Origin of the sequence: Streptomyces griseoruber (assembly GCF_001514205.1) — a bacterium.
Lineage (GTDB): Bacteria > Actinomycetota > Actinomycetes > Streptomycetales > Streptomycetaceae > Streptomyces > Streptomyces griseoruber.
Genome location: NZ_KQ948775.1, coordinates 103,647 through 129,047, shown reverse-complemented (window position 1 = coordinate 129,047; position 25,401 = coordinate 103,647). Strand labels below are relative to the sequence as shown.

Here is a 25,401-nt window from a genome sequence, read left to right as displayed (position 1 = left end):
GGCTCCCCCATCCGGTCCACCCATATCGCCCCTTTTCCCCCGTTTGCCTAATTTGGGGGCATGACCGCGCCGATACCCCGGGACATCCCGGAGCTGCCCGCGATTCCACGGACCCACGCGCTCCTGCCCTCCTTCGTCCCCGCCTCCGCGGTGGTGCCCCCCGTGCGTCGCCCCCTGGCCGCCGTACTGCGCCTGCTGCTGGCCGGCACGGCAGCCGCAGGCGTGGCCCTCGCGCTCCTGATCACGGACGCCCCCCTGCGTACGCTGAGCCACTTCTCCCTCCAGAGCAACGTGCTGCTGGCCCTGGTCACCCTTCTCTCGGCCCGCCGTACCTGGTCGGCCCGGGCCCCTCTCCCCTCCGCCCTGACCGGCGCCGCGCTGCTCTACATCACGATCACGGGCCTGGTGTACCACCTGCTCCTGACGGATCCGGCACCCCAACTCCTGGCGACGGACCCGGCAGCCGCCCCGACCGGCTGGGCGTCACTGACCACCCATCTCCTCCACACGGTCACCCCGGCAGCCGCCGCCCTCGACTGGCTGCTCCTGACCCCACCGGGCCGCCTGCGCCTGCGCCGGGCGGCGACCTGGATGCTCTACCCCACGGCCTACCTGCTCTTCCTCCTCCTCCGCGGCCAACTGATCACCCCCACCGCCCCGGGCCGCTACCTCTACCCCTTCCTCGACGCCGAGGCCCACGGCTTCAGGCACACGCTGGCCAACGCCCTCCTCCTCGGCCTCTCCTTCTACGCCCTCGCCGTCCTCCTCGTGGCCCTCGACCACGTCCGCCCCAACCCGGTCCGCCACCGCGCCAAAACCGGATTTCGTCTCCAGCCACCAGTGGGCTAAAGTAAACGACGTCGCCGCGACAAGCAGGACAAGCAGCGACATCGGGGTGTAGCGCAGCTTGGCAGCGCGCTTCGTTCGGGACGAAGAGGTCGTGGGTTCAAATCCCGCCACCCCGACAGCTGAAGAGCAGTCCAGAGGGCCCTTACCGGATTTCGGTAAGGGCCCTCTGGCGATCGCCGGGCAGGAGAGCGAACCCTTCGCGGAAGGCCGGCGTGAGGGGGCTGTTCGCGAATGTCTCCCGACCCACGACGCGGGACGACAAATCGCAGGTCAGTGACACTGTCGTCCGGTATCGCTGCCGAGCGGTCCCCGGCGTCCGCGGAGGCGGGCCGCAGAGTGGACGTGGACAGCCACGGTCGGCGGGCCCGGGGCAGGCGCATACTGGGGGCAATGACAAAGCCTGCTGCATCGAAGCGTCACCTGCCCACCAGTCCCTTCAAGGCTCCTGTCGCGCCGGCTCCCAAGCACTTCGCCGTGGGCGACCAGGTCACACACGACATGTACGGCCTCGGCCGAGTGATCGGCATCGAGGAAGGAATCGCAGCGCTCGTGGATTTCGGCTCGGCGCAAATGCGGATCCTGAGCCCGTACGCCAAGATGACCAAGCTGTAGAACCGCAGAACCCGCACCACCGCCGTGCCCGGTCATGGCACGCCAGGTCCCGTCGGGGACCTGTCACACAAGGGAGTCCTCTCATCGATCTGACGTCGCTGTTCTCCGCCCTGGAAGGGCAACCCCGCTCGAACGCCGCGGCATCCCCGCCTCCGGCGACGAACCCCTTCCAGGCCCCGGACTTCGGGGAAGACGAGCCCTTCCCGTACGAGGAGGGGGAGAGGCCTGCCCCGGGTGGCGTGCGGGCCCTGCGCACCAGGGCGGCTTAGACGGTCTGGGCGGTGACGACGAGCGGGTCGGGCTTGTCGGTACCGGGAGTCGTCGTCGGGCGCCGTCCGCGCCGACCGTGCGGTCGCCGGCGAGGGTGATCTCGGAGTCGCCCGTGCCGTCGCCGATGAGCAGGCTGCCGACAGCACCACGAGCACCGCTGCGGAGCGGTGGCCGCGCGGAGCCGGTCCGGCCGACGCGGCACGCAGGGCACTCGCGCGGGCGCCAAAGGCGTCGCGGTGAGACCGCGCGCGCCCCTGCCCGCCGGCGCCCGGACTCGGCGGCGGGCAGGGGCGTGGTTCACGCCGACTTGCCGCCCGTGCAGGCGGCGCCCGGCTCCGGGGTCTGCTCACCCTGGACGTACTTGTCGAGGAACTGCCGCACCCGTGGGTCCGAGGCCGTCTCGACGCCCAGCTGCTTGCCCCAGGCGGACAGGGTGATCGGGGAGGTCTGGCCGGCGTAGGGGCTCATCAGCGTGTACGGGGTCCTCTCCACCCGGTCCCGGAGGGTGCGGACGTCGTCGTCGGCCGCCTGGTCGTTGTACGTGATCCAGACCGCGCCGTGTTCGAGGGAGTGGACGGCGTTGGTCTCGTCTATCTCCTCGGTGTAGACGTCGCCGTCGCAGTTCATCCACACCGGGTTGTGGTCACCGCCGACACCGGGGGACGTCTGGTAGTCGACCTGGGTGGTGACGTGGTTCTGGGTCAGGTCCTTGAAGGTCCTCACCCCCTTCACCGGCGCGGCGACCGCCGCCTCCCTGGCGTTCTGCTCCTGCCGGGCGTCCTGGACGACGTACCAGCCGCCACCGGCGGCCGCGGCCAGGACGACGCCGCTGAGGGTCCAGGTGATGATCCGGTTACGGCGCTCGCGGGCCACCTCGGCCCTGCGCATCTCCTCTGTCTTCGCGCGACGGGCGGCGCGCTCTTCCTTGGCTCGGGAAGACCCCATGGCATGTCCTTCTGCGGTGAGTACGGACCTGCGCCGCGACCGCGGGGCAGGAAGGAACGGCGGACACGGCGGATCACCGGTCGGATCTCGGATCGGAACCCGGATCGGATCTCGGATCGGATCTCGGATCGGATCTCGGATCGGATCTCGGATCGGATCTGGGATCGGATCTCGGATCGGCCGTGGGTGCTGTTCCTAGGTCCGCTGCACCTGCAGCTGATGGATGTCGGGGGTAGGGGCGGGAGCGCCCGGGGTCCCGCGGGAGGGCGGGGAGTGCGGGGCCGGGTCCGGGGCGGTCTCCTCGGCCACCGGGCGGAACGGCACCGCCAGCGGCCCGGTGGTGCCCGCGACCGCCGCGCTCACGGGACGGCAGTGCGTGCCGCCCGGCCCGTGCTCCCGGTCGGGACACACCTGTGCGTCCCCGTCCACGGCACTCGCCGACACGGCCGGTACCGGAGCGGCGAACGGCTCCCCGGCACCGTGGGCGCACACGGGAAGCGCCCACAGCAGTACGGCGAGCAGGACGGCCCAGCGCAGCACGAGAACCGGGGCCGCGCGTCCCGCCGCGCCCCAAAGGCCCTCCCCGCGCTCGCTCATCGCGCAGATCGTAGCCAAGCCGGGGCGACGGCCGGGACCGCCCGGCGGTTCAGGGGCTCAGCGGGCTGCCGTGTCGGGTTCGTCCGCCGCCGAGGGGTGGATGTACCTGCCGCGGTTGAACGGGGTGAACCACGCGTCGAAGGGCACGGGGGCCACGCCCAGGGGGGCGTCGGCGGCGACCCGTTCGCCGTGCTCGTCGTGCTCGCCGTGCTCGCCGTGCTCGTCGTGCTCGTCTTGTCCGTCGTCGTAGAGGTACTCGTGGTCCATGTCCTCGTAGAGGTGGTCGGTGAGCACGTCGAGGGCGGCCGACACGTCCTCGTCGAGGAGGTCGTGCAGCTCCAGGATCATGGTCGTCTGGCTCAGGAGCAGCCGCAGGGCGAGTTCCTCGGCGACACAGCCGAGGCGCTGGAAGCTGCCGTCGGTGAAGCGGGTGGTCAGGGCGATGACGGTGACCAGGAAGCGGCGGGCGAAGGGGGCGTCGTACTGGAGGGCGTAGCGGTCGGGGAGGCGTTCGAGGTGCCACAGCGGGCCCTCGCACTCCGCGACGGTGGCGTCCTCCTGGGTCAGGACCTGGACGTCCTCGAAGAGTTCGTCCACCAGGACGTCGGTGGCGTGGACGAGGGCGCCGGCGGCGAGCCTGGCGCTCTCCGGCGGGACGGCGAGCCCTTCCTCGTCGTCCAGGACGCCGAACCGGGCGGGGGGCAGGGAGCGCAGTTCGTCGGCCAGCTCCAGCATCCGGTTCCGCACGGTCGCGGATCTGCGTGCGGCGTCGGGGCCCGTGCCGGTGGCGTGGTCCGTCGGGGCCTCGGCGTGGCGGGCCTTGCGGGCGACGGGGTCGTCGGGCGGTGCGTCGGGGCCGTCGGCGGCTTCGAGGCTGGCCAGGGCGAGGTCCTGGTGGAGTTCGACCTCGCAGCGCTCGATCTCCCAGTCGGCCAGCAGCTCGGTGCGCTCCAGGAGTTCGTCGACGAGTACCCGTACCGAGTCTTCGGCGAACTCCAGGGCCGGGGCGTCCACGACGACCTTCAGCAGGGCTCCGCCGGGGTGGACGGCCACGATCGTGTCGAGGATGTCCACCTCCAGTCCGTCGGGCCCTTCGACGGCCCGCACGGAGTCGAATCCGTCCTCGATGAGCGCCACCGCGCCGGCGCGCTGAAGCGGGTCCATCTCCGGAGTGCCCTCCGGGATGCAGGTCTCCACGGTCACTACGTACGTCACGCGTCCGAGCCTTACAGCAGGAACGGCCCTGCGCGAGAGTGCGCACACATCCGTGCCATGAATTTCGATCTGTCCGAGGGCCCGTCGAGGGCCTGTCCGAGGGGCCGCTGTGTCCCCCGTGCTGTTGAACGCGAAACCGGCAGCTTGGCTACGCTGGGCAGCATGCACCCATTAAGGGCAATCCATGCACATTCGGGCAGCGCTCGAGGAAGCGGGGGTGGAGGCTGATGGGGCGTGCCTCGCTGGCCGTCGCCGTCACGGCCGCGCTGGCCCTCGTAGGGGCCTGCGGCGGAGGCGGCGGCGGTGACGGGAACGACAAGGACGGCAACCCCACCATCGGGCTGCTGCTCCCGGGCGGCGGGGCCTCCCGCTTCGGGCAGTTCGACCGGCCCCTGATCGAGCAGCGGGTCAAGGAGCTGTGTCCGTCCTGCCCGGCGGTCCAGGTCGCCGCCACGCCCGACCCGGCGGTCCAGCGGCAGCAGCTCGAGGCCATGATCACCCGGGGGGTGGACGTACTGATCGTGGCCGCCGTCGACCCCGAGCTGCTGCGGCCGTCGGTCGTGGCAGCGGAGCGGGCCGGCATCCCGGTGGTGGCCTACGACCGGCTGGCGCAGGGGCCGATCTCCGGTTACGTCACCTTCGACGGCGCCGAGGTCGGCAGGCTCCAGGGCGAGGGGCTGCTCAAGGCGTTGGGCGCGAAGGCGGACGGCGCGCAGATCGTCATGATGAACGGCGCCACGACCGACCCGAACGCCGGGTGGTTCAAGCAGGGCGCCCTCTCCGTCCTCAAGGGCAAGGTGAAGATCGGAAAGTCGTACGACACCGTCGACTGGCGCCCCGAGAACGCCTTCGTCAACATGCGCGGCGCCATCGCCGCCCTGGGCGCCCACCGTATCGACGGCGTCCTGGCCGCCAACGACAGTCTCGCCGGCGCCGTGATCTCCGCCCTCAACGCCACCGAGGTCAGGCCGCTGCCGCCGGTCACCGGGCAGGACGCCGACCTCGTGGCCGCGCAGCGGATCGTCAAGGGCGACCAGTACATGACCGTGTACAAGCCGTACAAGTCCGCGGCCGACGCCGCCGCGCGGATGGCCGTGGCCCTGGGGCGCGACGAGCCGCTCGGGTCCATCGCCACCTCCACCGTGGACAACGCCACCACGAAGGACGTCCCGGCGGTCCTGCTGCCGTCCGTGCCGGTGACCGTCGGCACCATCAAGGACACTCTGATAAAGGATGGTTTGTACACCATCGATCAGATCTGTACCCCTGAGCTCCGGGCCGCCTGCGCCAAGGAGGGGCTCACCTGATGAACCCGGGGAAGGAGGTGGGCGGTGCCGGTTCAGCCCCTGCCGGCGTTGCGCGGCGTCTCCCAGCGGTTTCGCCGCCGTCCAGGCGCTGGTGGACGTCGAGCTGGAGATCGGGGCCGGGGAGGTGGTCGCCCTGACGGGCGACGAAGCCGCCGGCAGGTCCACCCTGGTCAAGCGGCTCCTGGGGATCGCGACCGTGCACCAGGACCTCGCGATGTGTGACGACCTGGACGCCGTGGGCAATCCCTTCCCGGGCCCCGAGATCCACCGGCTCGGCGTCCTGGACGAGGTGGAGACGGGGCACCGCACCCGCGAACCGCTGCGCACCCCGTCCATCCGCATCCCCGGCGTACGGGGACCGGTCGCCGCGCTGTCGGGCGGCCAGCGGCAGGTGGTCGCGATCACCCGCTCGCTCCGCGGCACACCCGGGCTGCTGCTGCCCGACGAGCCCACCGCCTCCCTGGGCGCCGAGCAGACCGGTCAGCGCCTCGACCTTTTGGAGGAGCTGCGCGACCGGGGCATCGGGGTCCTGCTGATCAGCCACGACATGGGGGACATCAAGGCCGGCGCGGACCGGGTCGCCGTCCCGCGCCTCGGCCGCAACAACGGCTTCCTCGACGTGGACACCGCCCCCCAGGAGCAGATCATCTCCTCCATCACCGGCGCGGCCGACAACGCCTCCGCCCACCGCCCGACCCGCCCCGAGGAGGCCTGGCAGTGAGGGAGCCCACCCCGGGAGGCGACGGCAGCCCGCCGAACGGCGGCGTCCCCGACGGCGGCCCGGGCGGCCCGGTCCGGCGGTACGGCCGGTACGCCGCCCCTCTCACGTCGTACGCCCACGCGGTACGCCACCGGCTGCGCCAACGCGACCTCGGCCCTACGCCCGTCCTGCTCGCCCTCGCGCTGACCTGGATCGTGTTCCAGGCGCTCAACCACAACTTCCTGTCCCCGCGCAATCTGTCCATCCTCAGCGTGGACATCGTCGGGACCGGCATGGTCGCCGTCGGCATCGTCTTCGTGCTGCTGATCGGCGAGATCGATCTGTCGGTGGGGTCGCTCGCCGGCCTCGCCGGGGCCGTGTTCGCGGCGCTCAACGTGAACCTCGGGATGCCGGAGTGGCTCGCCGTGCTCATCGCGCTGGCCTGCGGTGCGGCGGCCGGGGGGCTCCAGGGGGTCTCCTTCGCCAGGATCGGCGTACCGGCGTTCGTCGTCACCCTGGCGGGCCTGCTGGCCTGGAACGGCCTGATGCTCTACCTGCTGGGCACGGAGACCTCCATCAGCTTCAGCGACGAGGGGCTGGTGGCCCAGCTGACCAGCCGCTACTTCGGCGCCGCCGCCGTCGGCTACGGTCTGGCGGCGCTCGCCACGGCCGCGTACCTCACCTTCTGCCTGCGCGACCGCAGACGCCGTGGCGCCGCCGGGATGCCGTACCGCCCGGCGGCAGGCATCTGGATCCGTACGGTCCTGCTCGCGGCGGCGGCCTTCACCGCCGTCTACGTCCTGGACCAGTTCGAGGGCCTGCCGCTGGCGCTGCTGATCTTCCTCGCGGTGGTCGTGGTCTCGGACCTCTTCCTGCGCCGCACCCCGTACGGCCGGCAGATTTTCGCGCTCGGCGGCGGGGTGGAGGCGGCGCGGCGGGCCGGGATCGACGCGACGCGCGTACGGATCGCGGTGTTCATGGTGTCGGGGACCCTGGCGGCGGTCGGCGGTCTGTTCATCGCCTCGCGGCTGACCTCGGCGAGCCAGGTGCCGGGCTCCGGAATGCTGCTGATCAACGCCATCGCCGCCGCCGTCATCGGGGGCACGAGCCTGTTCGGGGGACGGGGGTCGACCTGGTCCGCGCTGCTGGGGGTGCTGATCATCCAGTCGATCGCCTCGGGCATGGCGCTGCTGGGTGTCGGGTCGCCGGTCCAGTTCATGATCACCGGTGGGGTCCTCTACACGGCGGTGATGCTCGACGCCCTGACCCGCCGCTCGGCGGAGACCCACGGACGGGTCTGAGGCCCCGGCCCCCCGGCGCCGGGGCGGCGATTTTCGGTCGATCCCGCCGGACGGGTGAGGACCGCCGCGCCCGGTGCCACCTCGCGGCCTATGCTGCTTCTACTCTGCTGTAGAAGCACACTGCACGTGAAGGAGTGGACGCCACGATGGTGTTCAAACGACTGCTCGGCTCGCTCGGCGTGGGTGGCCCCACGGTCGACACGGTCCTCGATCCCGCGCCGGTCCGGCCCGGCGGGACGCTCACCGGGCAGGTCCACCTCCAGGGCGGCAACGCCGACCACGACATCGAGCACATCACCCTGGAGCTGGTGGCCCGGGTCGAGGCCGAACACGGGGACGGCGAGAGCGAGGGGGCCGTCGTCTTCGAGCGGGTCACGGTCGGCGGCGGCTTCCGGCTCGGCGAGGGCGAGCACCGCAGCGTGCCCTTCGGGCTGACCCTGCCGTGGGAGACGCCCATCACCGAGCTGTACGGGCAGGCGCTCGGCATCGTCCTCGGGGTGCGCACCGAGCTGTCGGTGGCCGGCGCCAAGGACAAGGGCGACCTCGACCGGCTCACCGTCGCTCCCCTGGCGGCCCAGGAGCACATCCTGGAGGCGCTCGGTCAGCTCGGCTTCGGCTTCAGGTCGGCGGACCTGGAGTACGGCCGGATCGGCGGCACCGGCCAGCAGCTCCCCTTCTACCAGGAGATCGAGCTGACCCCGGCCCCGCAGTACGCCCACCAGATCAACGAGATCGAGCTGACCTTCCTCGCGCACCCCGGCGGCCTGGAGATCGTCCTGGAGGCCGACCAGCGGGGCGGGTTCCTCTCCGAGGGCCAGGACGTGCTCACCCGGTTCACCGTCGGGCATCACGACATGCGGGACTGGAACACCGAAGTCGACGGCTGGATCCGGCAGTTGGCCGAGCGCCGGGCGTCGTACACCTCCCACCACGATCACCACGCGTACGGCGGTCACGAGGAGCACCGCTCCTTTGGCCCCGGCATGGGGACCGCCGTCGCGGCGGGCGCGGCCGGGCTCGCCGTCGGTGTGGTCGGCGGCCTGGTGGCGGCCGAGGTCGTCGACGAGGTCGGGGACTTCTTCGAGGGCGACGAGGAAGAGGACTGATCCCACTGATCCCGCTACAGACACTCGCGGTGGGCGAGTACCGTCTCCAGCCGGTCGTTGCAGCGGGCGGCGGAGGCGGCGAGGGTGTCCGGCCGCTCCTGGTGGGCCCGCAGTGCGGCGCTCATCAGGGTCATCAGCAGGCTCACGTCCGCCTCGCACTCCAGCCGGACGGTCACCCAGTGCGAGCCGGGTATCAGCCGGATCGCGGTGGACCGCCGAAGGTCACGCTCGTAGCGGCGGATGGCCCGGGCCGTGAGGTGCAGATCGACGCTGTGCTCGGAGTGGAAGTGGGCGATCTCGCCGCCGGCCGAGCCGAGCGCCCGGCCGGTACCGCAACTGGACCGGACCTCCGTGAGGTCCGGCCAACTCACCAGCTGTGCCAGGGCATGCCAGGCCGTCGTCATACGCCCATCATGGGGCGCTCACCGCACGGACACCAGGGTTTGAGGGAGACGTAACCGGGGCGCAGCGCCCAGCAACGGATCCCGGCTCGGCCGGGGCGAGGTGGCGCCCGGTCCCGGCCCGCTGGAGGCAGGGCAGGGCGAGTCGTACGGCGGCGTACGCCCCGGGGGCGGCCGCCCTGGCCGGCCGGATGCGGCGCGAAGGCGGCACACTGAACGGCCGAAGAACGGCTTTCGTACTCCTGAGGGACCGATCCCCCAGTCGCGTACGGAGTCCCGATGCACCGTCACGTCCGTCGTCTCCTCGGTGTTCCGGTGTGCGCGCTCACCGCGGCGCTGCTGCTCGCCGGATGCGGCGGCTCGGGGGACGGCGGCGAGGAGCGCACGGCCGCCTCGAAGAGCGCGGCGCCGACCGCCCGCCCGATGACCCTGGAGGCGCTGGGCAAGGCCGTCGGCTGCACGACGGCGCCGAAGGAGGCCGGCAAGACCCTCGACTTCCGGCAGGGCGTCTGCGGGTCGGCGGACGCCGAGTACGTCCTGCTGACCTTCGACACCACCGAGGGCCAGCGCGGCTGGCTCGACACGGCGCAGATGTACGGCGGCGTGTACCTCGTCGGCAACCGCTGGGTGCTCTCGGCCGATCCGCGCTCGGAGATGGAGAAGCTCCGCAAGGAACTCGGCGGCACCGTCGAGGACGCCAGTGCGAACGGCCTGAACGGCGCCTCCCCCTCGGCCGGCTGAGTCAGTTCCGTCCCGCATTGCGCCCGAATCAATCAGTTCGAGTGAATAACTGGCAAATACCGTAGACCGGTTGCCCCCACCCCTACTGTCCATCCAGTCGCCGCCATCACCGAGCAGAGGAGGCCGACTGTGGTTCAAGTACGGGTCAACGAGGGTGTGCTGTGGGTGGAGGGAGAGGCCTACCCCCTGCGCAACATCTCCCATGTCGGCCAACGGGTGCTGGAGGTGAACCGGCGCGCGGCCTGGAAGAGGTTCATCCAGCGCTCCCTCATCTGCTTCTTCGTCGGCGGACTCATCGGGGCCGGTGCGGGCGCCTACGGCCTCGCCATCTGGCTCGCCGTGCAGGGTCTCCTGATCTGGCAGCTCGTCAAGGTCCTCAACAAGCCGACCCTGTACGGCCTCGTGCTCAACACCTCCGGCACCCAGCGCGACGCCGTGTGGTCCACGGACCGGAGCGAGATCACGTACCTGGTCGGCGAGATCACCAAGGCGATCGGCCACCCGGACATCGCGCAGATCACCTACAACGTGCAGCACGCCGTGCACGGCGACATCATCAACCAGTACGGCGACAACAACGTCGGCAAGAACCAGCACAGCGGTTCCGGGAACATCGTGGGGTCGCGATGAGCGGCGACCACATCCGGCAGTACGGCTCCGGCAACCTCGGCAAGGTCGTGCACAGCGGCTCGGGCGACATCGTGACCGGCGGCAAGTACACGGCCGCGGGCCCGGACGCCCACGCGGCCGCCCTCGACACCCTCCTCACCGAACTCCAGGCCCTGCGCCACCATCTGGACGCCGGTCGGCGCGCCGAGGTCGACGCGGCCGTGCGGGAGATCGGCACCCATCCGTCCGGCGAGGGTCTGCGCAGGGTCCTGGAGCGGATCGCCGGGATCGCCGCCGTCCTCGGCACCGTGGGCACTCCGGTCGTCACCGCCGTGATGGCCCTGATGGGCTCCTCGTGAGGCGACCGGACCAGTGGTGCCGGATCAGTTGTTGTACGACTCGTCGTACGGGTCCCGGGGCTCGGGTGTCGGTGCGGCCGAGGTGATCTTCAGGTAGGGGATGGGGCCGTTGTTGACGGGGTCCCGGGTCCGGCGGGGGGTGTAGGTGCCGGTGACGGTGAGCCAGGTGTCGGGCTGGAGGACCGGGGGGATGGCACCGGTCAGGGCGACCTTGACCGGCTGGGCGTCCGCGGCGCAGCAGTTGAGGGCCATGCGGACCAGGTAGGGGGTGCCGTCGTGGTCGAGGGCGATGAATCCGGTGAGCCTGACCCGGCGGCCCTCGAGGGTGCGGCCGTGGTCGTACACCGCGCGGCCCGCGTAGTCGACGAGGCCGAGGGGCAGCGGGTCGGTGGCCGGGAGGGCCGGGTAGGCGAGGGGTTCCTGGAGGGCCGTACCGGTGCGGGTCGCGCTGTAGGAGCCGAGGGCCGGCGGGGCGACCAGGATCAGGGCGAGGAGGGGGAGGACGAGGAGCCAGGAGATACGGGGTTCGGGGTGGGAGTGCTTCTCGCCGTGGCCCTCGTCCGGTGCCTCCCCGTGTCCCTTCCTCCCCCTGCGCCACTCGTACCAGGCCGTCGCCAGGGCCGCGACGATCAGGACCGCGCCGGACGCCAGCAGCAGCGGTTGCAGACCCGCCTTGACGTAGCGGAGGTAGAGGTCGGTGGTGCCGGCGTGCAGGAGGGCCGCGCCGAGGAGGAACAGGACGGCGGCCTGGGACTGTCGGTTCACAGCAGGACCGCTCCTGTCAGCACGGCCGAGGCGATGGCCAGAACGAAGGTCATGGGGGCGAAGCGGAGCGCGAAGGCGCGGCCGAAGGTGCCCGCCTGCATCGCGAACAGCTTGAGGTCGATCATCGGGCCGACGACCAGGAACGCGAGCCGGGCCGTCAGGGAGAACTGGGTGAGGGACGCGGCCACGAAGGCGTCCGCCTCCGAGCAGATGGACAGGATCACCGCGAGCAGGGCGAGGGCCAGGACCGCGACGACCGGGTTGCCGGCCGCCGTCCGCAGCCAGCTCTCCGGCGCGACCGCCTTCAGCGTGGCCGCCGCCATCGCGCCCACCACCAGGAAGCCGCCCGCGTGCATCACGTCGTGCCGCACCGAGTCCCAGAACGCGGCGCCCTTGGTCTGCCCCTCGTGATGCGCGTGCGCCGGGGGCCGCATCCAGTCCGTGCGGCCCACCCGCTGCCACAGCCAGCCCATCGCACACGCCACCAGCAGGCTCGCGACGAAACGGCCCAGCACCATCTCGGGGTTCCGGGGGAAGGCGACGGCCGTCGCGGTCAGCACGATCGGGTTGATGGCCGGGGCGGAGAGCAGGAAGGCGAGGGCCGCCGCAGGGGTCACGCCCCGCCGGACCAGCGCCCCCGCGACCGGCACCGAGGCGCACTCGCAGCCCGGCAGGACCGCCCCCGCCATCCCGGCGACCGGCACGGCCAGCGCGGGACGGGAGGGCAGCGCACGGGCGAAGAACGACGGCGGGACGTACACCGCGATCGCCGCCGACAGCAGCACGCCCAGCACCAGGAACGGCAGGGCCTGGATCACGACCGCCACGAACACCGTCGTCCAGCTCTGCATCACCGGCGCGGACAGGGCCCGGCGGATCGGGCTCTGCAGCAGCACCAGCAGGAGCAGGAGCAGGGTCAGGGCGAGGGGGGAGGTCAGCCGCCGGGGCTCCTCGTCCGGCGCGGGGGCCGCGGCGTCCGCGTGGGTGTCCCCGTCCCGCGGGGCCGCCTTGGTGATGGCCACAGGTCTGGCACCTCCGCGTTCCGTGCTGTTCTGCCTGATCCCTGTTTCTCGCATTCCCTCCCCTTTTCTACGGTGCCGGGGTGCCCGGTGTTCACAGCGGGGGGCCTCCCGTGGAACCTCCGTCCCGGTGAGGCAGTCTTCTCCCTCGTGGGGAGCGTTCCGAATCAGGGCAGGGCGACGGGTGACACCGGCGCGCACATGGTGGTGTGCGGCGACGACGGGCTCGCGCACCGGCTCGCCGCCGAACTGCGGGGGGTCTACGAGGAGCACGTCACGCTCGTCGTACCGCCCGCCGAACGCTCGGTGCGGCCGCCGGTCGTCGGGCGCGCCCGCGCGGTGTCGGCGGCGCTGCTCGACCGGGTGGTGAGCGCGGCGGTCAGCCGGGCCGCCGGCAACGGCACGGCCCCCGCCACCGGTGAACCCGGCAACGGACAGCGGACGTTGGAGGCCGTCGAGCCCACCGAGGCGGTACTCGCCGAGGCGGGCGTGGAGCGGGCCGCCGCGCTGGCCCTCGTGTACGAGGACGACGAGACCAACATCCGCGCGGCCCTCACCGCCCGCCGCCTCCACCCCCACCTGCGGCTCGTCCTGCGCCTGTACAACCGCCGGCTGGGCCTGCACATCGAGGAACTCCTCGACCAGGCGGCCGCGTTGGCCGCCGGTGGCGGTCCGGCGGCCGGGAGCGACGCCTCGACCACCGTGCTGTCCGACGCCGACACCGCCGCGCCCGCGCTGGCCGCGTCCGCCGTCGCCGGCACCACCAAGATCGTCCAGACGGACGGGCTGCTGCTGCGCGCCGTGGAACGCCCGCCGGGTGAGCCCCCCGGCGGTCGGCCCACCCTGGCGCTGCTGTCCGCGAACACGGCCGATCCCGCCTTCGCGGACGGTTCGGAGAGCACCGGGGACCAGGGGCCGCTGCTGCTGCCGGACGCGGAGGCGGTGCGGGAGGCGGCCGGGCGGCGCGGGTCGGTGGAGCTGGAGCAGGTGGCGTACGCGACCCGCCCCGCCCCCCAGACGAGCCGGGGTCTCGGGACGATGGCCCCGATCACCACCCTCTTCTCCCGACGGCTGCGGCTGTCGCTGGCCGGCCTCGTGGGATGCGTGTTCGCGCTGGCGGTGGCGTTGTGGGTGGTGACCAGGATCCATCCGCTGGGCGCGCTGTATCTGACCCTGCTGGACCTGTTCGCGATCAACGACCCGGCGATCGGGGCGAGTACGGCCCGTCAGGTACTGCAACTGCTGTCCGGGCTGATGGGGTTGCTGCTGCTGCCGGTGCTGCTGGCGGCGGTGCTGGAGGCGCTCGGGACGTTCCGGGGCGCGGGGTCGCTGCGGCGGCCGCCGCGCGGGATGGGCGGCCATGTCGTGCTGCTCGGGCTGGGGAAGATCGGCACCCGGGTGCTGGTGAGGCTGCGGGAGCTGAACATCCCCGTGGTGTGCGTGGAGGCGGGGCCCGAGGCGCGCGGGCTCGCGGTGGCGCGGCGGCTCCGGGTGCCGGTGGTGCTGGGGGACGCCACCCAGGAGGGGGTGCTGGAGGCGGCGAAGATCCACCGGGCGTACGCCCTGCTCTCGGTGACCAGCTCCGACACGACGAACCTGGAGGCCGCGCTGTACGCCCGGACGCTCCGGCCCGATCTGCGGGTGGTGCTGCGGCTGTACGACGACGACTTCGCGACCGCCGTGTACCGCACCCTGCGGGCCGCGCATCCCCAGGCGCTGACCCGGAGCCGGAGCGTGTCGCACCTGTCGGCGCCGTCGTTCGCCGGGGCGATGATGGGGCGGCAGATCCTGGGGGCGATCCCGGTCGAGCGACGGGTGCTGCTGTTCGCGGCGCTGACGGTCGGGGAGTGCGCCCAGCTCGCGGGCCGGACGGTCGGGGAGGCCTTCCGGGCGGGCAGGTGGCGCGTGCTGGCGCTGGACACGGGTGAGGGTCGGGACGGGCTGGTCTGGGACCTGCCCGACACCTATGTCCTGCGGAACGAGGACCGGGTGGTCCTGGCCGCCACCCGGCGGGGGCTGGCGGAGCTCCTGGGAAGGCGGAGCCGGACGACGGGGCGGTAGGCCAACGGGGGTGAAGGGGCGCGGGGAACTGCGCGATCAGCCCCCACGCACCCGCACCCGACCGCCGGTCCCTGCTTACTTCACGTACCTCTCCGCGAACTCCAGTTCCAGCCGCACCTGCTTGATCCGCTCGTCCACGACCAGCGATCCATGCCCGGCGTCGTACCGGTACACCTCATGGACCGCCCCCCGGGCCTCCAGCCGCTTCACGTAGTTGTCGATCTGGCGGATCGGGCAGCGCGGGTCGTTGACCCCCGCCGAGATGTACACCGGTGCCTTGACGTCGTCGACGTACGTCAAGGGGGACGAGGCCTCGAAGCGGTCCGGAACCTCCTCGGGGGTGCCCCCGAGCAGCGTGCGGTCCATCGCCTTCAGCGCTTCCATCTCGTCGTGGTACGCCGTGACGTAGTCCGCGACCGGCACCGCCGCGATCCCGACGGTCCACGCCTGCGGCTGGGTGCCGAGGCCGAGGAGGGTGAGGTAGCCGCCCCAGGAGCCGCCGGTGAGGATCAGCCGGGCGGGGTCGGCGAGTCCCGAGCCCACCGCCCACTGCCGTACCGCCTCGATGTCCTCCAGCTCGATCAGGCCGACCCGCACCTTCAGCGCGTCCGTCCAGGCCCGCCCGTACCCCGTCGAGCCGCGGTAGTTGACGCGGATCACCGCGTACCCGTGGTCCACCCAGGCCGCCGGGGCCGCCGCGAAGGCGTCGCTGTCGTGCCAGGTCGGACCGCCGTGGATGTCGAAGACGGTCGGCAGCGGCCCGGTGGCACCGGCCGGCTTCTGGACCAGGGCGTGGATCCGGCCGCCGGGGCCCTCCACCCACACGTCCTCCACGGCGACCGAGCCCGGGGACTTCATCCCGGGCGGGTCGAGGACGACCTGCCCGCTCGTCGAGCGGACCACCGGCGGCTCGGCGGCCGAGGACCACAGGTACTCCACGCTGCCGTCCGGCCGGGCCGTCGCCCCGGAGACCGTGCCGCGCGGGGTCGGCACCCGCTCCAGAGCGCCGCCCCCCAGGTCGTACCGGAACAGCTCGCTGCGCGCCTCGAAGCTGTGCGCGATGAGCAGCCCGGAGCCGTCCGGGTACCACTCGGCGCTGACGTCGCCCGGCAGGTCCAGCGCCAGGTCGGTCTGCTCGCCGGTGGCCACGTCCCACACCAGCGGCTCCCAGCGGCCGCGCCGCTGGTGTCCGATCAGCAGCCGGGTGTCGCCGTCCACCGGGGCGAAGCCCAGGACCTCCAGGCCCAGCTCCTCCTCGCCGCCGTCGGTGTCGTCCAGCTCGGCGACCCGTGTGCCGTCCGGGCGCAGCACCCGCAGCGCGGAGTGCATGGCGTCGCCGTGCTCGGTGTGCTCGATCGCGATCAGCGTGCCGTCGTGGGAGAGGTCCCCGACGCCCGCCGACTCCCGGTGGCGGTACAGCTCGAAGGGCGCTTCGCCGACCCGCGCCACATGGATCGTCGTCCCCTCCTCGTCGGTCGAACGGCCCACCACCGCCGTCCGCCCGTCGCGGCCGAGCGCGAGACCCGCCGGGTACGAGGGGTCGAGGCCCGGCGTGGCCAGCTCGTCCTCGCCGCCCTCGAAGGGCTGCCGGCGCCAGACGCCGAACTCGTCGCCGTCCTTGTCGTCGAACCACCAGATCCACGCGCCGTCCGGGGAGAGCACGCCGTCCGTCGTGCCGTTCGCCCGTTTCGTCACCTGCCGCTGCTCGCCGGTGGCCCGGTCCCAGGCGTACAGCTCATACGTACCCGTCGCATTGGAGACGAACAGGGAACGGTCGGGCGTGTCCTCCGCCCAGTCCGGCAATGACACCCTGGGCGCCCTGAAGCGCTTCTCCCAGTCCGGCATCTCCTCGTACCGCCCCGGCGCGGCGGACCCGTAGCTCTCAGTCATGGACCCATACTGCCCGCCCTCGGCGACAAACGACCTCCGCTGAGCACGGCCTGTGGATAACCTTTACATCCGCGCAGGTCAGACCAATGTCTGTGGTGACTGCAACCAGTGCGCCCCACCCCGCGCCCGGGCGCCGGAGCCGTGCCACGTACCGTGGTGGCGTGTACCGGTTCCTGCTGACGCCCCGCTGGTGGGGGATCAACGTCTTCGTGCTGCTGGCCATCCCCTTCTGTGTGTTCATGGGGTCCTGGCAGCTGAGCCGGTTCGAGGCGCGGGTCGACGACCACCGGACGGCGAAGGCGCAGGCCGAGACCGACCGCGAGGAGGCGGCCCGGCCGCTCGCCGAGCTGCTGCCCGTGGACAAGGCGACCGTCGGCAAGCAGGTCACCGCCACCGGCCGGTACGGCAGGCAGCTGCTGGTCCCGGGCCGGGAACTGGACGGGACGAGCGGCTTCTACGTGCTGACCCTGCTGCGCACCGACGGCGGCGAGGCCCTGCCCGTGGTCCGCGGCTGGCTGCCCGGCACGGCGGACGCCGCGAAGGCCCCCGCACCGCCCTCCGGCGAGGTCACCGTGACCGGCTCGCTCCAGGCCTCCGAGCAGCCGGGCGACAACGGCGTGAGCGCCCAGGGCGGCCTGCCGTCCGGCCAGACCGCCGCGATCAGCGCCGCGTCCCTGATCAACCTCGTGCCGTACGACGTCTACGACGCCTGGGTCACCCTCGACTCCGCCGACGGCGGGATGAGGACGGTGCCGGTGAGCGCGGCCCCGAACACCGGGCTGGACCTGAAGGCGTTCCAGAACCTGGGCTACACCGGCGAGTGGTTCGTCTTCGCCGGGTTCGTGGTGTTCATGTGGTTCCGGCTGCTGCGCCGCGAGGTGGAGTTCGCGCGGGACGCGGCCCTCGGGATCGCTCCCGAGGAGACCGCGCCCCTCGGCGTTCAGGAGGACGCCAGCACGCCCGTCCGGTAGATCGTGCCCGCACAGGCATTCGACACGGTCGCCGAGACCGTCGTGGACCCGTCGTCCGTGGTGTACGTCACGAGCACACTGCCGTCGGCGGTGCCGTCCTCGGTGAGCAGCTGGGTGGTGGTGCCCGCGGAGGTGTCACCGGTGGTGGCGGCCTGCTCGGTCGGCGTCGGGGAGGGCGAGGACTCGCCTCCGGTGGTGCCGCCGGTGGTGCTCGTGGTGGGACAGGTCTCGGTCGGCTGCCAGGCGAACTTCACCTCGTAGGCGGACCCCGGCGCGAGGACGTACTGGGTGACGTAGAGGGAGGGGTCGGGCAGGCCGGCCGCCGCGTCGCCGGAGGCGTGCTGCACCACGGTGATCTTCGTCGGGTCGGCCGCGCCCTGGGCGCCCGGGGTGAGGGTGACGGCGCCGGCGACGGTACAGGCCGCGCCCGAGACGTTGGCGACGCGGAAGGTGCCGTAGACGATCCCGGCGGAGTCGGCGCCCGCGACGTTCGCGGAGGTGGAGCCGAGCTGGGAGGCGGTGCAGGCGGGGGCGGCCTGGGCGGTGCTGGTGGAGGACTCGCTGCCGCTGGAGGCGCCGGTGCCGGCCGTGCCCTTGCTCTCGCCGGAGCCGGTGCTGCCGCTCTTGCCCTGTTCGTCGGTCTTGCCGGCGGAGTCGCCGACCTTGCCGCCGGTGCTCCCGTCGGGCCCCTTGCCCTGGCTGGTGCCGCCCTGGGCCTGGGAGGCCTGGCCGGCGATGGCGGGGGTGGCGTCGGAGCCGCCCGCGGCGGAGACGTGCAGGACGGCGGGGACGGCGGTGCCGACGAAGAGCGCGGCGGCCGCCATGCCGACGGCCGCCTGCCGCTTGCGGGCCCGGCGGGCGGGAACGGCACGGCGCAGATGGTTCAGCGTCCCGTCGCGCGGTTCCATCTCCCGGACCGCCTGGTGGAGCATCCGGCGCAGTGCCAGCTCGTCCGCGTCGAGCCCGCCCCGGCCCTGGTCGTCGAGGTGGTGGTTCACGGTTTCGTTCCCAGCGTGCGAGTGCTTCGGATCGTCTGTCTCCGGCCGCATCGGCTCGTGCCATGCGTACGGCTCGTGGCGCTCGTGCGAGTCGCGGCCCTCGGCCTCGCCGTTCACGCCGCCGCCTCCATCGCGATGCGCAGGGCGGCTATGCCGCGTGAGCCGTACGCCTTGACCGACCCGAGGGAGATGCCGAGGGTCTCGGCGACCTGGGCCTCGGTCATGTCGGCGAAGTAGCGCAGGACGAGGACCTCGCGCTGGCGGCGCTGGAGGCCCTTCATCGCCTTGATGAGGGAGTCGCGCTCCAGCTGGTCGTAGGCGCCCTCCTCCGCGCTGGCCATGTCCGGCATCGGCTTGGACAGCAGCTTCAGTCCGAGGATGCGGCGGCGCAGGGCGGAGCGGGAGAGGTTGACGACCGTCTGGCGGAGATAGGCGAGGGTCTTCTCCGGGTCGCGGACGCGTTTGCGCGCGGAGTGGACCCGGATGAAGGCCTCCTGGACGACGTCCTCGCAGGAGGCGGTGTCGTCGAGGAGGAGGGCGGCGAGACCGAGCAGGGACCGGTAGTGGGCCCGGTAGGTCTCGGTGAGGTGGTCGACGGTGGTACCGGCGGCCACGGCGTTCTCGGCGGAGGCGGGCTGCTCGGCGCCGTCACGCTGGCTGGGGATGCGGGTGGGCCGCGCTGCGGGCATGGGCGCGATCACCGGCATGCCGCCGGGCGCCCCGGCGACCCGGGGTCGGAGGACGGCGCGAGCCAGGGGGAGTTCGAGTACCTCTGCCACGCCAGTTGGACACACGTCCCCCCGTGGAGGTTGTACGTGCCGGGCGTCACTTTTCCGTCGGACGAGGCCACGCCTACCCGTCTCATGTGTCCCGCTCTTCCCTTGTATCCCATATGAACGGGCGTCCCCACGCCCGGATCACGGCGTCCCCACGCCGGGACCGCAAAGACGCTCCCCGCCCTGCGCGCGGTTGCACAGAACGGGGAGGAAGTCTTCGGCAATCTTCAGACGACAACGCTGTCCGAGACAAGTGGCCTGAACCATCGACCGGCTCACACTTTGCCACGCCCCTGGCCAGGGCTTTTGCCGACCGTTCCTGACTGGCGGGTCAGTTCCGCTCGGCCGCCACCAGTTCGGCGATCTGCGCGGCGTTCAGAGCGGCCCCTTTGCGCAGATTGTCCCCGCAGACGAACAGCTCCAGGGCGGTCGGGTCGTCCAGGGCCCGCCGGACCCGGCCCACCCAGGTCGGGTCGGTGCCGACGACATCGGCCGGCGTGGGGAACTCCCCCGCCTCCGGGTTGTCGAACAGGACGACCCCGGGCGCGGTGGCGATGATCTCGCGGGCGCCGTCCACGGTGACCGTGTCCTGGAAGCGGGCGTGCACGGTGAGGGAGTGCGTGGTGACGACCGGCACCCGGACACAGGTCACGGCCACCGGCAGCCTCGGCAGTCCGAGGATCTTGCGGGACTCGTCCCGCACCTTCATCTCCTCCGACGACCAGCCGTCCTCGCGCAGCGTCCCGGCCCACGGTACGACGTTCAGCGCGACCGGCTCCGGGAACGGCCCGGTGTTCTCGCCGACGGCCCGCCGCACGTCACCGGGGCAGGTCCCCAGCTCGGTGCCGGCGACCAGCGCGATCTGCTGCCGGAGCGTCTCCACCCCGGCCCGCCCGGCCCCGCTGACCGCCTGGTACGAGGACACCACCAGCTCGCGCAGCCCGTACGCGGCGTGCAGCGCGCCCAGGGCGACGATCATCGACAGGGTGGTGCAGTTGGGGTTGGCGACGATCCCGCGCGGCCGGATGTGCACGGCGTGCGGATTGACCTCGGGGACGACCAGGGGCACGTCCGGGTCCATCCGGAAGGCGCCGGAGTTGTCCACGACGACCACGCCCCGGGCGGCGGCGATCGGCGCCCACTGCGCGGCGACCTCGTCCGGCACGTCGAACAGGGCGATGTCGACCCCGTCGAAGGCCTCCTCCGACAGGGCCGTGACCTCGACCTCCTCGCCGCGCACGGCCAGCTTGCGGCCGGCCGAGCGCAGTGAGGCGACGAGACGGATCTCGCCCCAGATGTCCGCCCGGTGGGACAGGATCTGGAGCATGACGGTGCCGACGGCTCCGGTCGCCCCCACGACCGCGAGCGTCGGCCGGCTGGTGGGGGGCATCAGCGCCCGGTGCCTCCGTAGACGACGGCCTCGTCGCTGTCGGAGTCCAGCCCGAAGGCGGTGTGCACGGCGCGGACGGCCTCGTTGACGTCGTCGGCGCGGGTGACGACCGAGATCCGGATCTCGGAGGTCGAGATGAGCTCGATGTTCACCCCCGCGTCGGACAGGGCGGTGAAGAAGTCCGCGGTGACCCCGGGGTTGGTCTTCATGCCCGCGCCGACCAGCGAGATCTTGCCGATCTGGTCGTCGTAGCGCAGCGAGTCGAAGCCGATGCCCTCCTTGTTCCGCTCCAGCGCGTCGATGGCCTTGCGGCCCTCCGCCTTGGGGAGCGTGAAGGAGATGTCGGTCAGCCCGGTGGAGGCGGCGGACACGTTCTGCACGATCATGTCGATGTTGATCTCGGCGTTCGAGATCGTCCGGAAGATCGCGGCGGCCTCGCCCGGCTTGTCCGGCACACCGACGACCGTGACCTTGGCCTCGGAGGTGTCGTGCGCGACACCGGAGATGATGGCCTGCTCCACCTTGCGGTCCCCAATCGGCTCACTGCTGACCCAGGTGCCCTGAAGTCCGCTGAAGCTGGACCGCACATGGATCGGGATGTTGTAACGGCGGGCGTACTCCACACAGCGGTGGAGCAGCACCTTGGAGCCGGAGGCCGCGAGCTCCAGCATGTCCTCGAAGGCGATCCAGTCGATCTTCCGGGCCTTCTTGACCACCCGCGGGTCGGCGGTGAACACACCGTCGACGTCGGTGTAGATCTCGCAGACCTCGGCGTCGAGCGCGGCGGCGAGGGCGACGGCGGTCGTGTCGGAGCCACCGCGGCCCAGGGTCGTGATGTCCTTCTTGTCCTGGCTGACGCCCTGGAACCCGGCGACGATGGCGATGTTGCCCTTGTCAAGGGACTCCCGGATGCGGCCCGGCGTGACATCGATGATCCGGGCTTTGTTGTGGACCGAGTCGGTGATGACGCCTGCCTGGCTGCCGGTGAAGCTCTGGGCCTCGTGGCCCAGGTTTTTGATCGCCATCGCCAGCAGGGCCATGGAGATCCGCTCTCCGGCGGTCAGCAGCATGTCGAACTCACGCCCGGCAGGCATCGGTGACACCTGCTCGGCGAGATCGATCAGCTCGTCCGTCGTGTCGCCCATCGCGGAAACGACGACGACCACCTGGTGGCCGTTCTTCTTCGCTTCCACGATCCGCTTGGCGACGCGCTTGATGCCCTCGGCATCGGCTACGGAGGAGCCTCCGTACTTCTGCACGACAAGGCCCACGTGCGCTCCTCGCTCAGTTCGTCTCTGTCGGCTCAGTCTAACGAGCGCCCGAAATCCACCTCTGGAGTACCGCATGGTGAGATGTCCGGCGGTGGCCGGGCGACCGCTCGGGAGGTACCTGCCCACTGATACGCAAGTGATGGCTGTGAATTAAGTTTCAAGGACTAATCTGCGTCGCGTGCACGTACTCCTGGTGGAAGACGACGAGCCGGTCGCCGAGTCCCTGCGGCGCGGCCTGAAGCGCTACGGCTTCGAGGTCGACTGGGTCACCACGGGCGCCGCCGCCCTCGCCCACCCCGGCCCCTACGACGTCGTGCTCCTCGACCTCGGACTGCCCGACACCGACGGCCTGGACGTCTGCAAGGCGCTGCGCGGGCGCGGGGACGTGCCGATCATCGTGATCAGCGCGCGCAGCGACGAGACGGACCGGGTGGTCGGCCTGGAGCTGGGCGCGGACGACTACGTCTCCAAACCGTTCGGGGTGCGCGAGGTCATCGCGCGGATACGGGCCGTGATGCGGCGGGTACGGCCCCGCACACCGGCCGACGCCGGCCCGGACCGCTACGGCACGCGCCTGACCGTGGACCGCAAGGCCGCCCGCGTCCACCTGGACGGCGCGGAGGTGGCACTGGCCCCCAAGGAGTACGACCTGCTGGCCTTCCTCACCGAGGAGCCGGGCGCGCTGATGTCGCGCGAGCAGATCATGGAGGCCGTCTGGGACGCCAACTGGTTCGGCCCCACCAAGACCCTGGACGTGCATGTGGCGGCCCTTCGCCGCAAGCTCGCCGGCGCGATCACCATCGAGGCCGTCCGGGGAGTCGGCTTCCGCCTGGAGGTCGCCGGAGACACCCCGTGAACCGGCAACTCATCCGCAGCTACATCCTGCTCGTCGCGGTCGCCATCCTGCTGTTCACGGTGCCGGTCGCCTTCACGCTCACCAAGCAGCTGCGCGACGACACCGAACTGTCCGTCCTGCGCGAGGCCAACACCATGGCGCTGCTGCTGGGCAACGGCGACCGCATCTCCTGCGAGGCCCTGACCAAGGTGGCCAGGGCGTACAGCCATGAGACCCCGGGCGCCGTCCGGGTCACCCCCACCGGCGCCTGCGCCCCGGACCTGCCGGAGCCGGCCACCGACGCGGCACTGACCCGGGCCGTGGAGCGCAACAGGCCGACCACCGACTGGGGTTCGGACTTCATCTGGGGCCGGAACCTGACGGTCACCGTCCCCGCCGAGGGCGACGCGGCCGTACGGATCGTCTACTCGACCTCGGACATGACCCGGCGCCTGTGGTCGATCTGGGGCTTCCGGGCCGGGCTCGCCGCGCTCGTCCTGGCGGCGGCCGCCGCGATCGGTGCGTACGCCGCCCGCCGGATCACCGCCCCCTTGCGCGAACTCAACTCCATGGCGAGCAAGTTCAGCGACGGCGACCTCACCGCGCGCTCGCCCGTGACGGGCCCGGCCGAGACCCAGACCCTCGCCCGCACCCTCAACCAGGGCGCCGAGCGCCTGGACACCCTGGTCGCCTCGCAGCGCATCTTCGTCGCGGACGCCTCCCACCAGCTCCGCACCCCGCTCACGGCCCTGCGGCTGTCGCTGGACAACATCGCGGACGGGGTGGACGACGAGTTCGTACGGGAGGACGTGGAGCAGGCGACGGCCGAAGTGGTCCGGATGAGCCGGCTGGTGAACGGCCTGCTGGTGCTGGCGCGGGCCGAGGCGAAGGTCACGGCCGCGGAGCCGCTGCCCCTCGGGGACATCGTGGCGGAACGCCTGACGGTGTGGAGACCGGCCGCCGACGAGCGCGGAGTCACCATCGCGCTCAGGGGGAGTGGTGTCGACGACCGGCCGTCTGTGCTGGCCAGCCCCGGTCATCTGGACCAGGTGCTGGACAACGTGCTCTCGAACGCGCTGGAGGTCTCACCGGACGGCGGGACGATCACCGTACGGCTGGAGACGGGCTCCGGTGCGCGGGAGGTGGTCCTCTCCGTCACGGACGGCGGACCGGGCATGTCGGACGCGGAGAAGTCCCGCGCCTTCGACCGCTTCTGGCGCGGTCAGGGCCTGACCGGGCGCTCCGGCTCGGGCCTCGGCCTCGCCGTCGTCAAACAGCTGGTGACGGACGACGGCGGGACGGTGGCCCTGACGGACGCGCCGGGCGGGGGCCTGTGCGTGCGGATCACGCTGCGGGCCGCACCGCGCTCGGGCTCCTAGTGCCGCGGCAGGCAACGTTTGCCCGTCAAGGAGCGGCGTCCGGTGCGTGGTCTCGGCGTGCCGGCCGGAAGTCCTCGTACTGGACGTACTTGGGCTTTCGGCCGGTGCGGCGAGAGTGCGTGCCGGGCGTCGCGACGGGGCGAACGTTGCCTGCCGCGGCACTAGCCTCCCGGGGTTCTCAGCCCTCGGGCATCGCGGAGGAGTGGTGGTTCACGATGAGCCACTTGCCGCCGCGCTTCTCGTACTCGTAGGTGTAACGGGCCTCGACGGCGCGCTTCTTGCCGGTGGCCGGGTCGGTGAGCGTGAACTCGTAGACACCGGAGTCGAGGGCGGAGTTGCCGTCGAGGACGTTGATGTGCGTCTCGATCTTCTTGCCGACCGGCTTGTTCTGGAGGAAGTGCTCCATGTAGTCGACGATGCCGGCGCGGTCCGTGCGGACCTTGTTGGAGAGGGTGGGCAGCAGGACCGCGTCCTTGGCGTAGCGGTCCGCGACCTTCTCCGGGTCGCCCGTCCGCAGCGCGGCGTTCCAGCCGTCGAAGAGGGCGGCGATCTGCTTCTTGCCCGGCTTGTGGGTCTGGTGCGCCTTCTCGGGGCCGGCCGCACTGACTCCCGCCGTCACCGTGGCGGCGGTGACGAGGGCGGTGGCGGTGACGAGGGCGGCGCGTATGCGGGTCTTTCGGGTCATCGCAACTCCTGTGCGGATGGTGCCTGTTGGGATGACTCAAGACTCGCGTCCGGCCGGTTAGGGCCCGTGCAGCGGTCGTACAGGGGACGTCCAGGACGCTCCCAATTCTGCGGCTCCCCGCTCAGGCACCGGCCCGTCGGCCCCGGACCAGGCTGACCCCGGCCCCGAGCGACACGACGCCCATGCCCACCGCGGTCATCACCCCCTGCGACCCGTCCACCACGAAGGGCGCGACGGCGGCGACGGCGAGGTTGAACAGGAAGAGGAACCACAGGACGGGACGGGAGGAGAGCAGCGACTTCATGGCGGGGTCCTTGGAGATTCGGTGACCGTTGACTTCTGCTTGCAG

Annotated in this window: 25 protein-coding genes, 1 tRNA gene and 1 pseudogene; 14 read left to right on the top strand and 13 right to left on the bottom strand. The window is 71.9% G+C overall.

All coding sequences use genetic code 11. The annotated features are described in order from the left end of the window. Positions 1-60 precede the first annotated feature (60 nt). From AQJ64_RS29625 to AQJ64_RS29615, 3 genes are all read left to right on the top strand, one after another. Complete coding sequence (locus AQJ64_RS29625; RefSeq protein ID WP_055634511.1) at positions 61-849, top strand: Pr6Pr family membrane protein; 789 nt, start codon at positions 61-63, stop codon at positions 847-849. A gap of 42 nt (positions 850-891) precedes the next feature. After that, a tRNA-Pro gene (locus AQJ64_RS29620) sits at positions 892-965 on the top strand. Positions 966-1,239: 274 nt separating this feature from the next. Next, positions 1,240-1,461, top strand: coding sequence for a hypothetical protein (locus AQJ64_RS29615; protein ID WP_055634515.1), 222 nt, complete (start codon positions 1,240-1,242; stop codon positions 1,459-1,461). 567 nt (positions 1,462-2,028) lie between these two features. Here AQJ64_RS29615 and AQJ64_RS29610 read toward each other — a convergent pair. The 3 genes from AQJ64_RS29610 to AQJ64_RS29600 all read right to left on the bottom strand — a co-directional run bounded on the left by AQJ64_RS29610 (position 2,029) and on the right by AQJ64_RS29600 (position 4,488). Next, positions 2,029-2,676: a thioredoxin-like domain-containing protein gene (locus AQJ64_RS29610; RefSeq protein ID WP_055634512.1), complete on the bottom strand. Its 648-nt coding sequence runs from the start codon at positions 2,674-2,676 to the stop codon at positions 2,029-2,031. 195 nt (positions 2,677-2,871) lie between these two features. Then, on the bottom strand, positions 2,872-3,273 hold the full coding sequence (locus AQJ64_RS29605; protein ID WP_159060315.1) for a hypothetical protein: 402 nt from the start codon (positions 3,271-3,273) through the stop codon (positions 2,872-2,874). A gap of 57 nt (positions 3,274-3,330) precedes the next feature. Next, positions 3,331-4,488 (bottom strand): hypothetical protein, encoded by a 1,158-nt coding sequence (locus AQJ64_RS29600; RefSeq protein WP_055633088.1) that lies wholly within the window; start codon positions 4,486-4,488, stop codon positions 3,331-3,333. Positions 4,489-4,715: 227 nt separating this feature from the next. Here AQJ64_RS29600 and AQJ64_RS29595 point away from each other — a divergent pair, with 227 nt between their 5' ends. The 4 genes and pseudogenes from AQJ64_RS29595 to AQJ64_RS29580 all read left to right on the top strand — a co-directional run bounded on the left by AQJ64_RS29595 (position 4,716) and on the right by AQJ64_RS29580 (position 8,902). Further along, complete coding sequence (locus AQJ64_RS29595) at positions 4,716-5,795, top strand: sugar ABC transporter substrate-binding protein (protein ID WP_055633087.1); 1,080 nt, start codon at positions 4,716-4,718, stop codon at positions 5,793-5,795. Between the two features lie 24 nt (positions 5,796-5,819). Then, a pseudogene (locus AQJ64_RS29590) lies at positions 5,820-6,516 on the top strand (sugar ABC transporter ATP-binding protein). Beyond that, positions 6,507-7,796, top strand: coding sequence for a sugar ABC transporter permease (locus tag AQJ64_RS29585; protein WP_055633086.1), 1,290 nt, complete (start codon positions 6,507-6,509; stop codon positions 7,794-7,796). Before AQJ64_RS29590 ends, AQJ64_RS29585 begins: the two are co-directional and overlap by 10 nt. A 146-nt stretch (positions 7,797-7,942) precedes the next feature. After that, the gene (locus AQJ64_RS29580; protein ID WP_055633085.1) at positions 7,943-8,902 is read left to right on the top strand and encodes a sporulation protein; all 960 of its coding nucleotides are present in this window, start codon (positions 7,943-7,945) and stop codon (positions 8,900-8,902) included. Between the two features lie 14 nt (positions 8,903-8,916). Here AQJ64_RS29580 and AQJ64_RS29575 read toward each other — a convergent pair whose 3' ends face one another. Continuing rightward, positions 8,917-9,306 carry a luciferase domain-containing protein gene (locus AQJ64_RS29575; protein WP_055633084.1) on the bottom strand — a complete coding sequence of 130 codons (390 nt, stop codon included), beginning with the start codon at positions 9,304-9,306 and terminating at the stop codon, positions 8,917-8,919. A 276-nt stretch (positions 9,307-9,582) separates the two neighbouring features. Here AQJ64_RS29575 and AQJ64_RS29570 point away from each other — a divergent pair, with 276 nt between their 5' ends. From AQJ64_RS29570 to AQJ64_RS29560, 3 genes are all read left to right on the top strand, one after another. Further along, entirely contained in the window at positions 9,583-10,044 is a 462-nt protein-coding gene (locus AQJ64_RS29570) for a hypothetical protein (RefSeq protein ID WP_055633083.1), read from the top strand. Positions 10,045-10,173: 129 nt separating this feature from the next. Beyond that, positions 10,174-10,674 carry a DUF6232 family protein gene (locus AQJ64_RS29565; RefSeq protein WP_240512558.1) on the top strand — a complete coding sequence of 167 codons (501 nt, stop codon included), beginning with the start codon at positions 10,174-10,176 and terminating at the stop codon, positions 10,672-10,674. After that, entirely contained in the window at positions 10,671-11,012 is a 342-nt protein-coding gene (locus AQJ64_RS29560; RefSeq protein ID WP_055633082.1) for a hypothetical protein, read from the top strand. Before AQJ64_RS29565 ends, AQJ64_RS29560 begins: the two co-directional genes overlap by 4 nt. A gap of 24 nt (positions 11,013-11,036) precedes the next feature. Here the strand turns inward: AQJ64_RS29560 and AQJ64_RS29555 are convergent, their stop codons facing one another. Together AQJ64_RS29555 and AQJ64_RS29550 are read right to left on the bottom strand one after the other, a co-directional pair. Continuing rightward, entirely contained in the window at positions 11,037-11,777 is a 741-nt protein-coding gene (locus tag AQJ64_RS29555; protein ID WP_055633081.1) for a TIGR03943 family putative permease subunit, read from the bottom strand. Next, complete coding sequence (locus AQJ64_RS29550) at positions 11,774-12,799, bottom strand: permease (protein ID WP_055633080.1); 1,026 nt, start codon at positions 12,797-12,799, stop codon at positions 11,774-11,776. The genes AQJ64_RS29555 and AQJ64_RS29550 overlap by 4 nt, the downstream gene beginning before the upstream one ends. A 198-nt stretch (positions 12,800-12,997) precedes the next feature. Here AQJ64_RS29550 and AQJ64_RS29545 point away from each other — a divergent pair, with 198 nt between their 5' ends. Further along, the gene (locus AQJ64_RS29545) at positions 12,998-14,857 is read left to right on the top strand and encodes an NAD-binding protein (protein ID WP_055633079.1); all 1,860 of its coding nucleotides are present in this window, start codon (positions 12,998-13,000) and stop codon (positions 14,855-14,857) included. A 75-nt stretch (positions 14,858-14,932) separates the two neighbouring features. Here AQJ64_RS29545 and AQJ64_RS29540 read toward each other — a convergent pair whose 3' ends face one another. Beyond that, entirely contained in the window at positions 14,933-16,747 is a 1,815-nt protein-coding gene (locus tag AQJ64_RS29540; RefSeq protein WP_055633078.1) for a S9 family peptidase, read from the bottom strand. Between the two features lie 161 nt (positions 16,748-16,908). Here AQJ64_RS29540 and AQJ64_RS29535 point away from each other — a divergent pair, with 161 nt between their 5' ends. After that, a complete protein-coding gene (locus tag AQJ64_RS29535) occupies positions 16,909-17,718 on the top strand; it encodes an SURF1 family protein (protein WP_055633077.1) in 810 nt (269 codons plus the stop codon). On the opposite strand, the gene AQJ64_RS29530 is transcribed toward AQJ64_RS29535, so the two are convergent. The 4 genes from AQJ64_RS29530 to AQJ64_RS29515 form a co-directional block, all read right to left on the bottom strand. Then, a complete protein-coding gene (locus AQJ64_RS29530; protein ID WP_079062015.1) occupies positions 17,688-18,833 on the bottom strand; it encodes a hypothetical protein in 1,146 nt (381 codons plus the stop codon). The genes AQJ64_RS29535 and AQJ64_RS29530 overlap by 31 nt on opposite strands. After that, positions 18,830-19,423, bottom strand: a complete 594-nt coding sequence (locus AQJ64_RS29525) for a SigE family RNA polymerase sigma factor (RefSeq protein ID WP_055633089.1) — start codon at positions 19,421-19,423, stop codon at positions 18,830-18,832. Before AQJ64_RS29525 ends, AQJ64_RS29530 begins: the two co-directional genes overlap by 4 nt. Before the next feature lie 400 nt (positions 19,424-19,823). Further along, positions 19,824-20,882, bottom strand: coding sequence for an aspartate-semialdehyde dehydrogenase (locus AQJ64_RS29520; protein ID WP_055633076.1), 1,059 nt, complete (start codon positions 20,880-20,882; stop codon positions 19,824-19,826). Continuing rightward, complete coding sequence (locus tag AQJ64_RS29515) at positions 20,882-22,153, bottom strand: aspartate kinase (RefSeq protein WP_055633075.1); 1,272 nt, start codon at positions 22,151-22,153, stop codon at positions 20,882-20,884. Before AQJ64_RS29515 ends, AQJ64_RS29520 begins: the two co-directional genes overlap by 1 nt. A 178-nt stretch (positions 22,154-22,331) precedes the next feature. Here AQJ64_RS29515 and AQJ64_RS29510 point away from each other — a divergent pair, with 178 nt between their 5' ends. Both AQJ64_RS29510 and AQJ64_RS29505 read left to right on the top strand, forming a co-directional pair. Then, positions 22,332-23,009 (top strand): response regulator transcription factor, encoded by a 678-nt coding sequence (locus AQJ64_RS29510; protein WP_055633074.1) that lies wholly within the window; start codon positions 22,332-22,334, stop codon positions 23,007-23,009. Next, positions 23,006-24,367: a sensor histidine kinase gene (locus AQJ64_RS29505; protein WP_055633073.1), complete on the top strand. Its 1,362-nt coding sequence runs from the start codon at positions 23,006-23,008 to the stop codon at positions 24,365-24,367. Before AQJ64_RS29510 ends, AQJ64_RS29505 begins: the two co-directional genes overlap by 4 nt. Positions 24,368-24,545: 178 nt before the next feature. Here the strand turns inward: AQJ64_RS29505 and AQJ64_RS29500 are convergent, their stop codons facing one another. Both AQJ64_RS29500 and AQJ64_RS29495 read right to left on the bottom strand, forming a co-directional pair. Continuing rightward, positions 24,546-25,052, bottom strand: a complete 507-nt coding sequence (locus tag AQJ64_RS29500; RefSeq protein WP_055633072.1) for an SgcJ/EcaC family oxidoreductase — start codon at positions 25,050-25,052, stop codon at positions 24,546-24,548. 121 nt (positions 25,053-25,173) lie between these two features. Beyond that, positions 25,174-25,356, bottom strand: coding sequence for a hypothetical protein (locus AQJ64_RS29495; RefSeq protein ID WP_055633071.1), 183 nt, complete (start codon positions 25,354-25,356; stop codon positions 25,174-25,176). Positions 25,357-25,401: the final 45 nt, after the last annotated feature.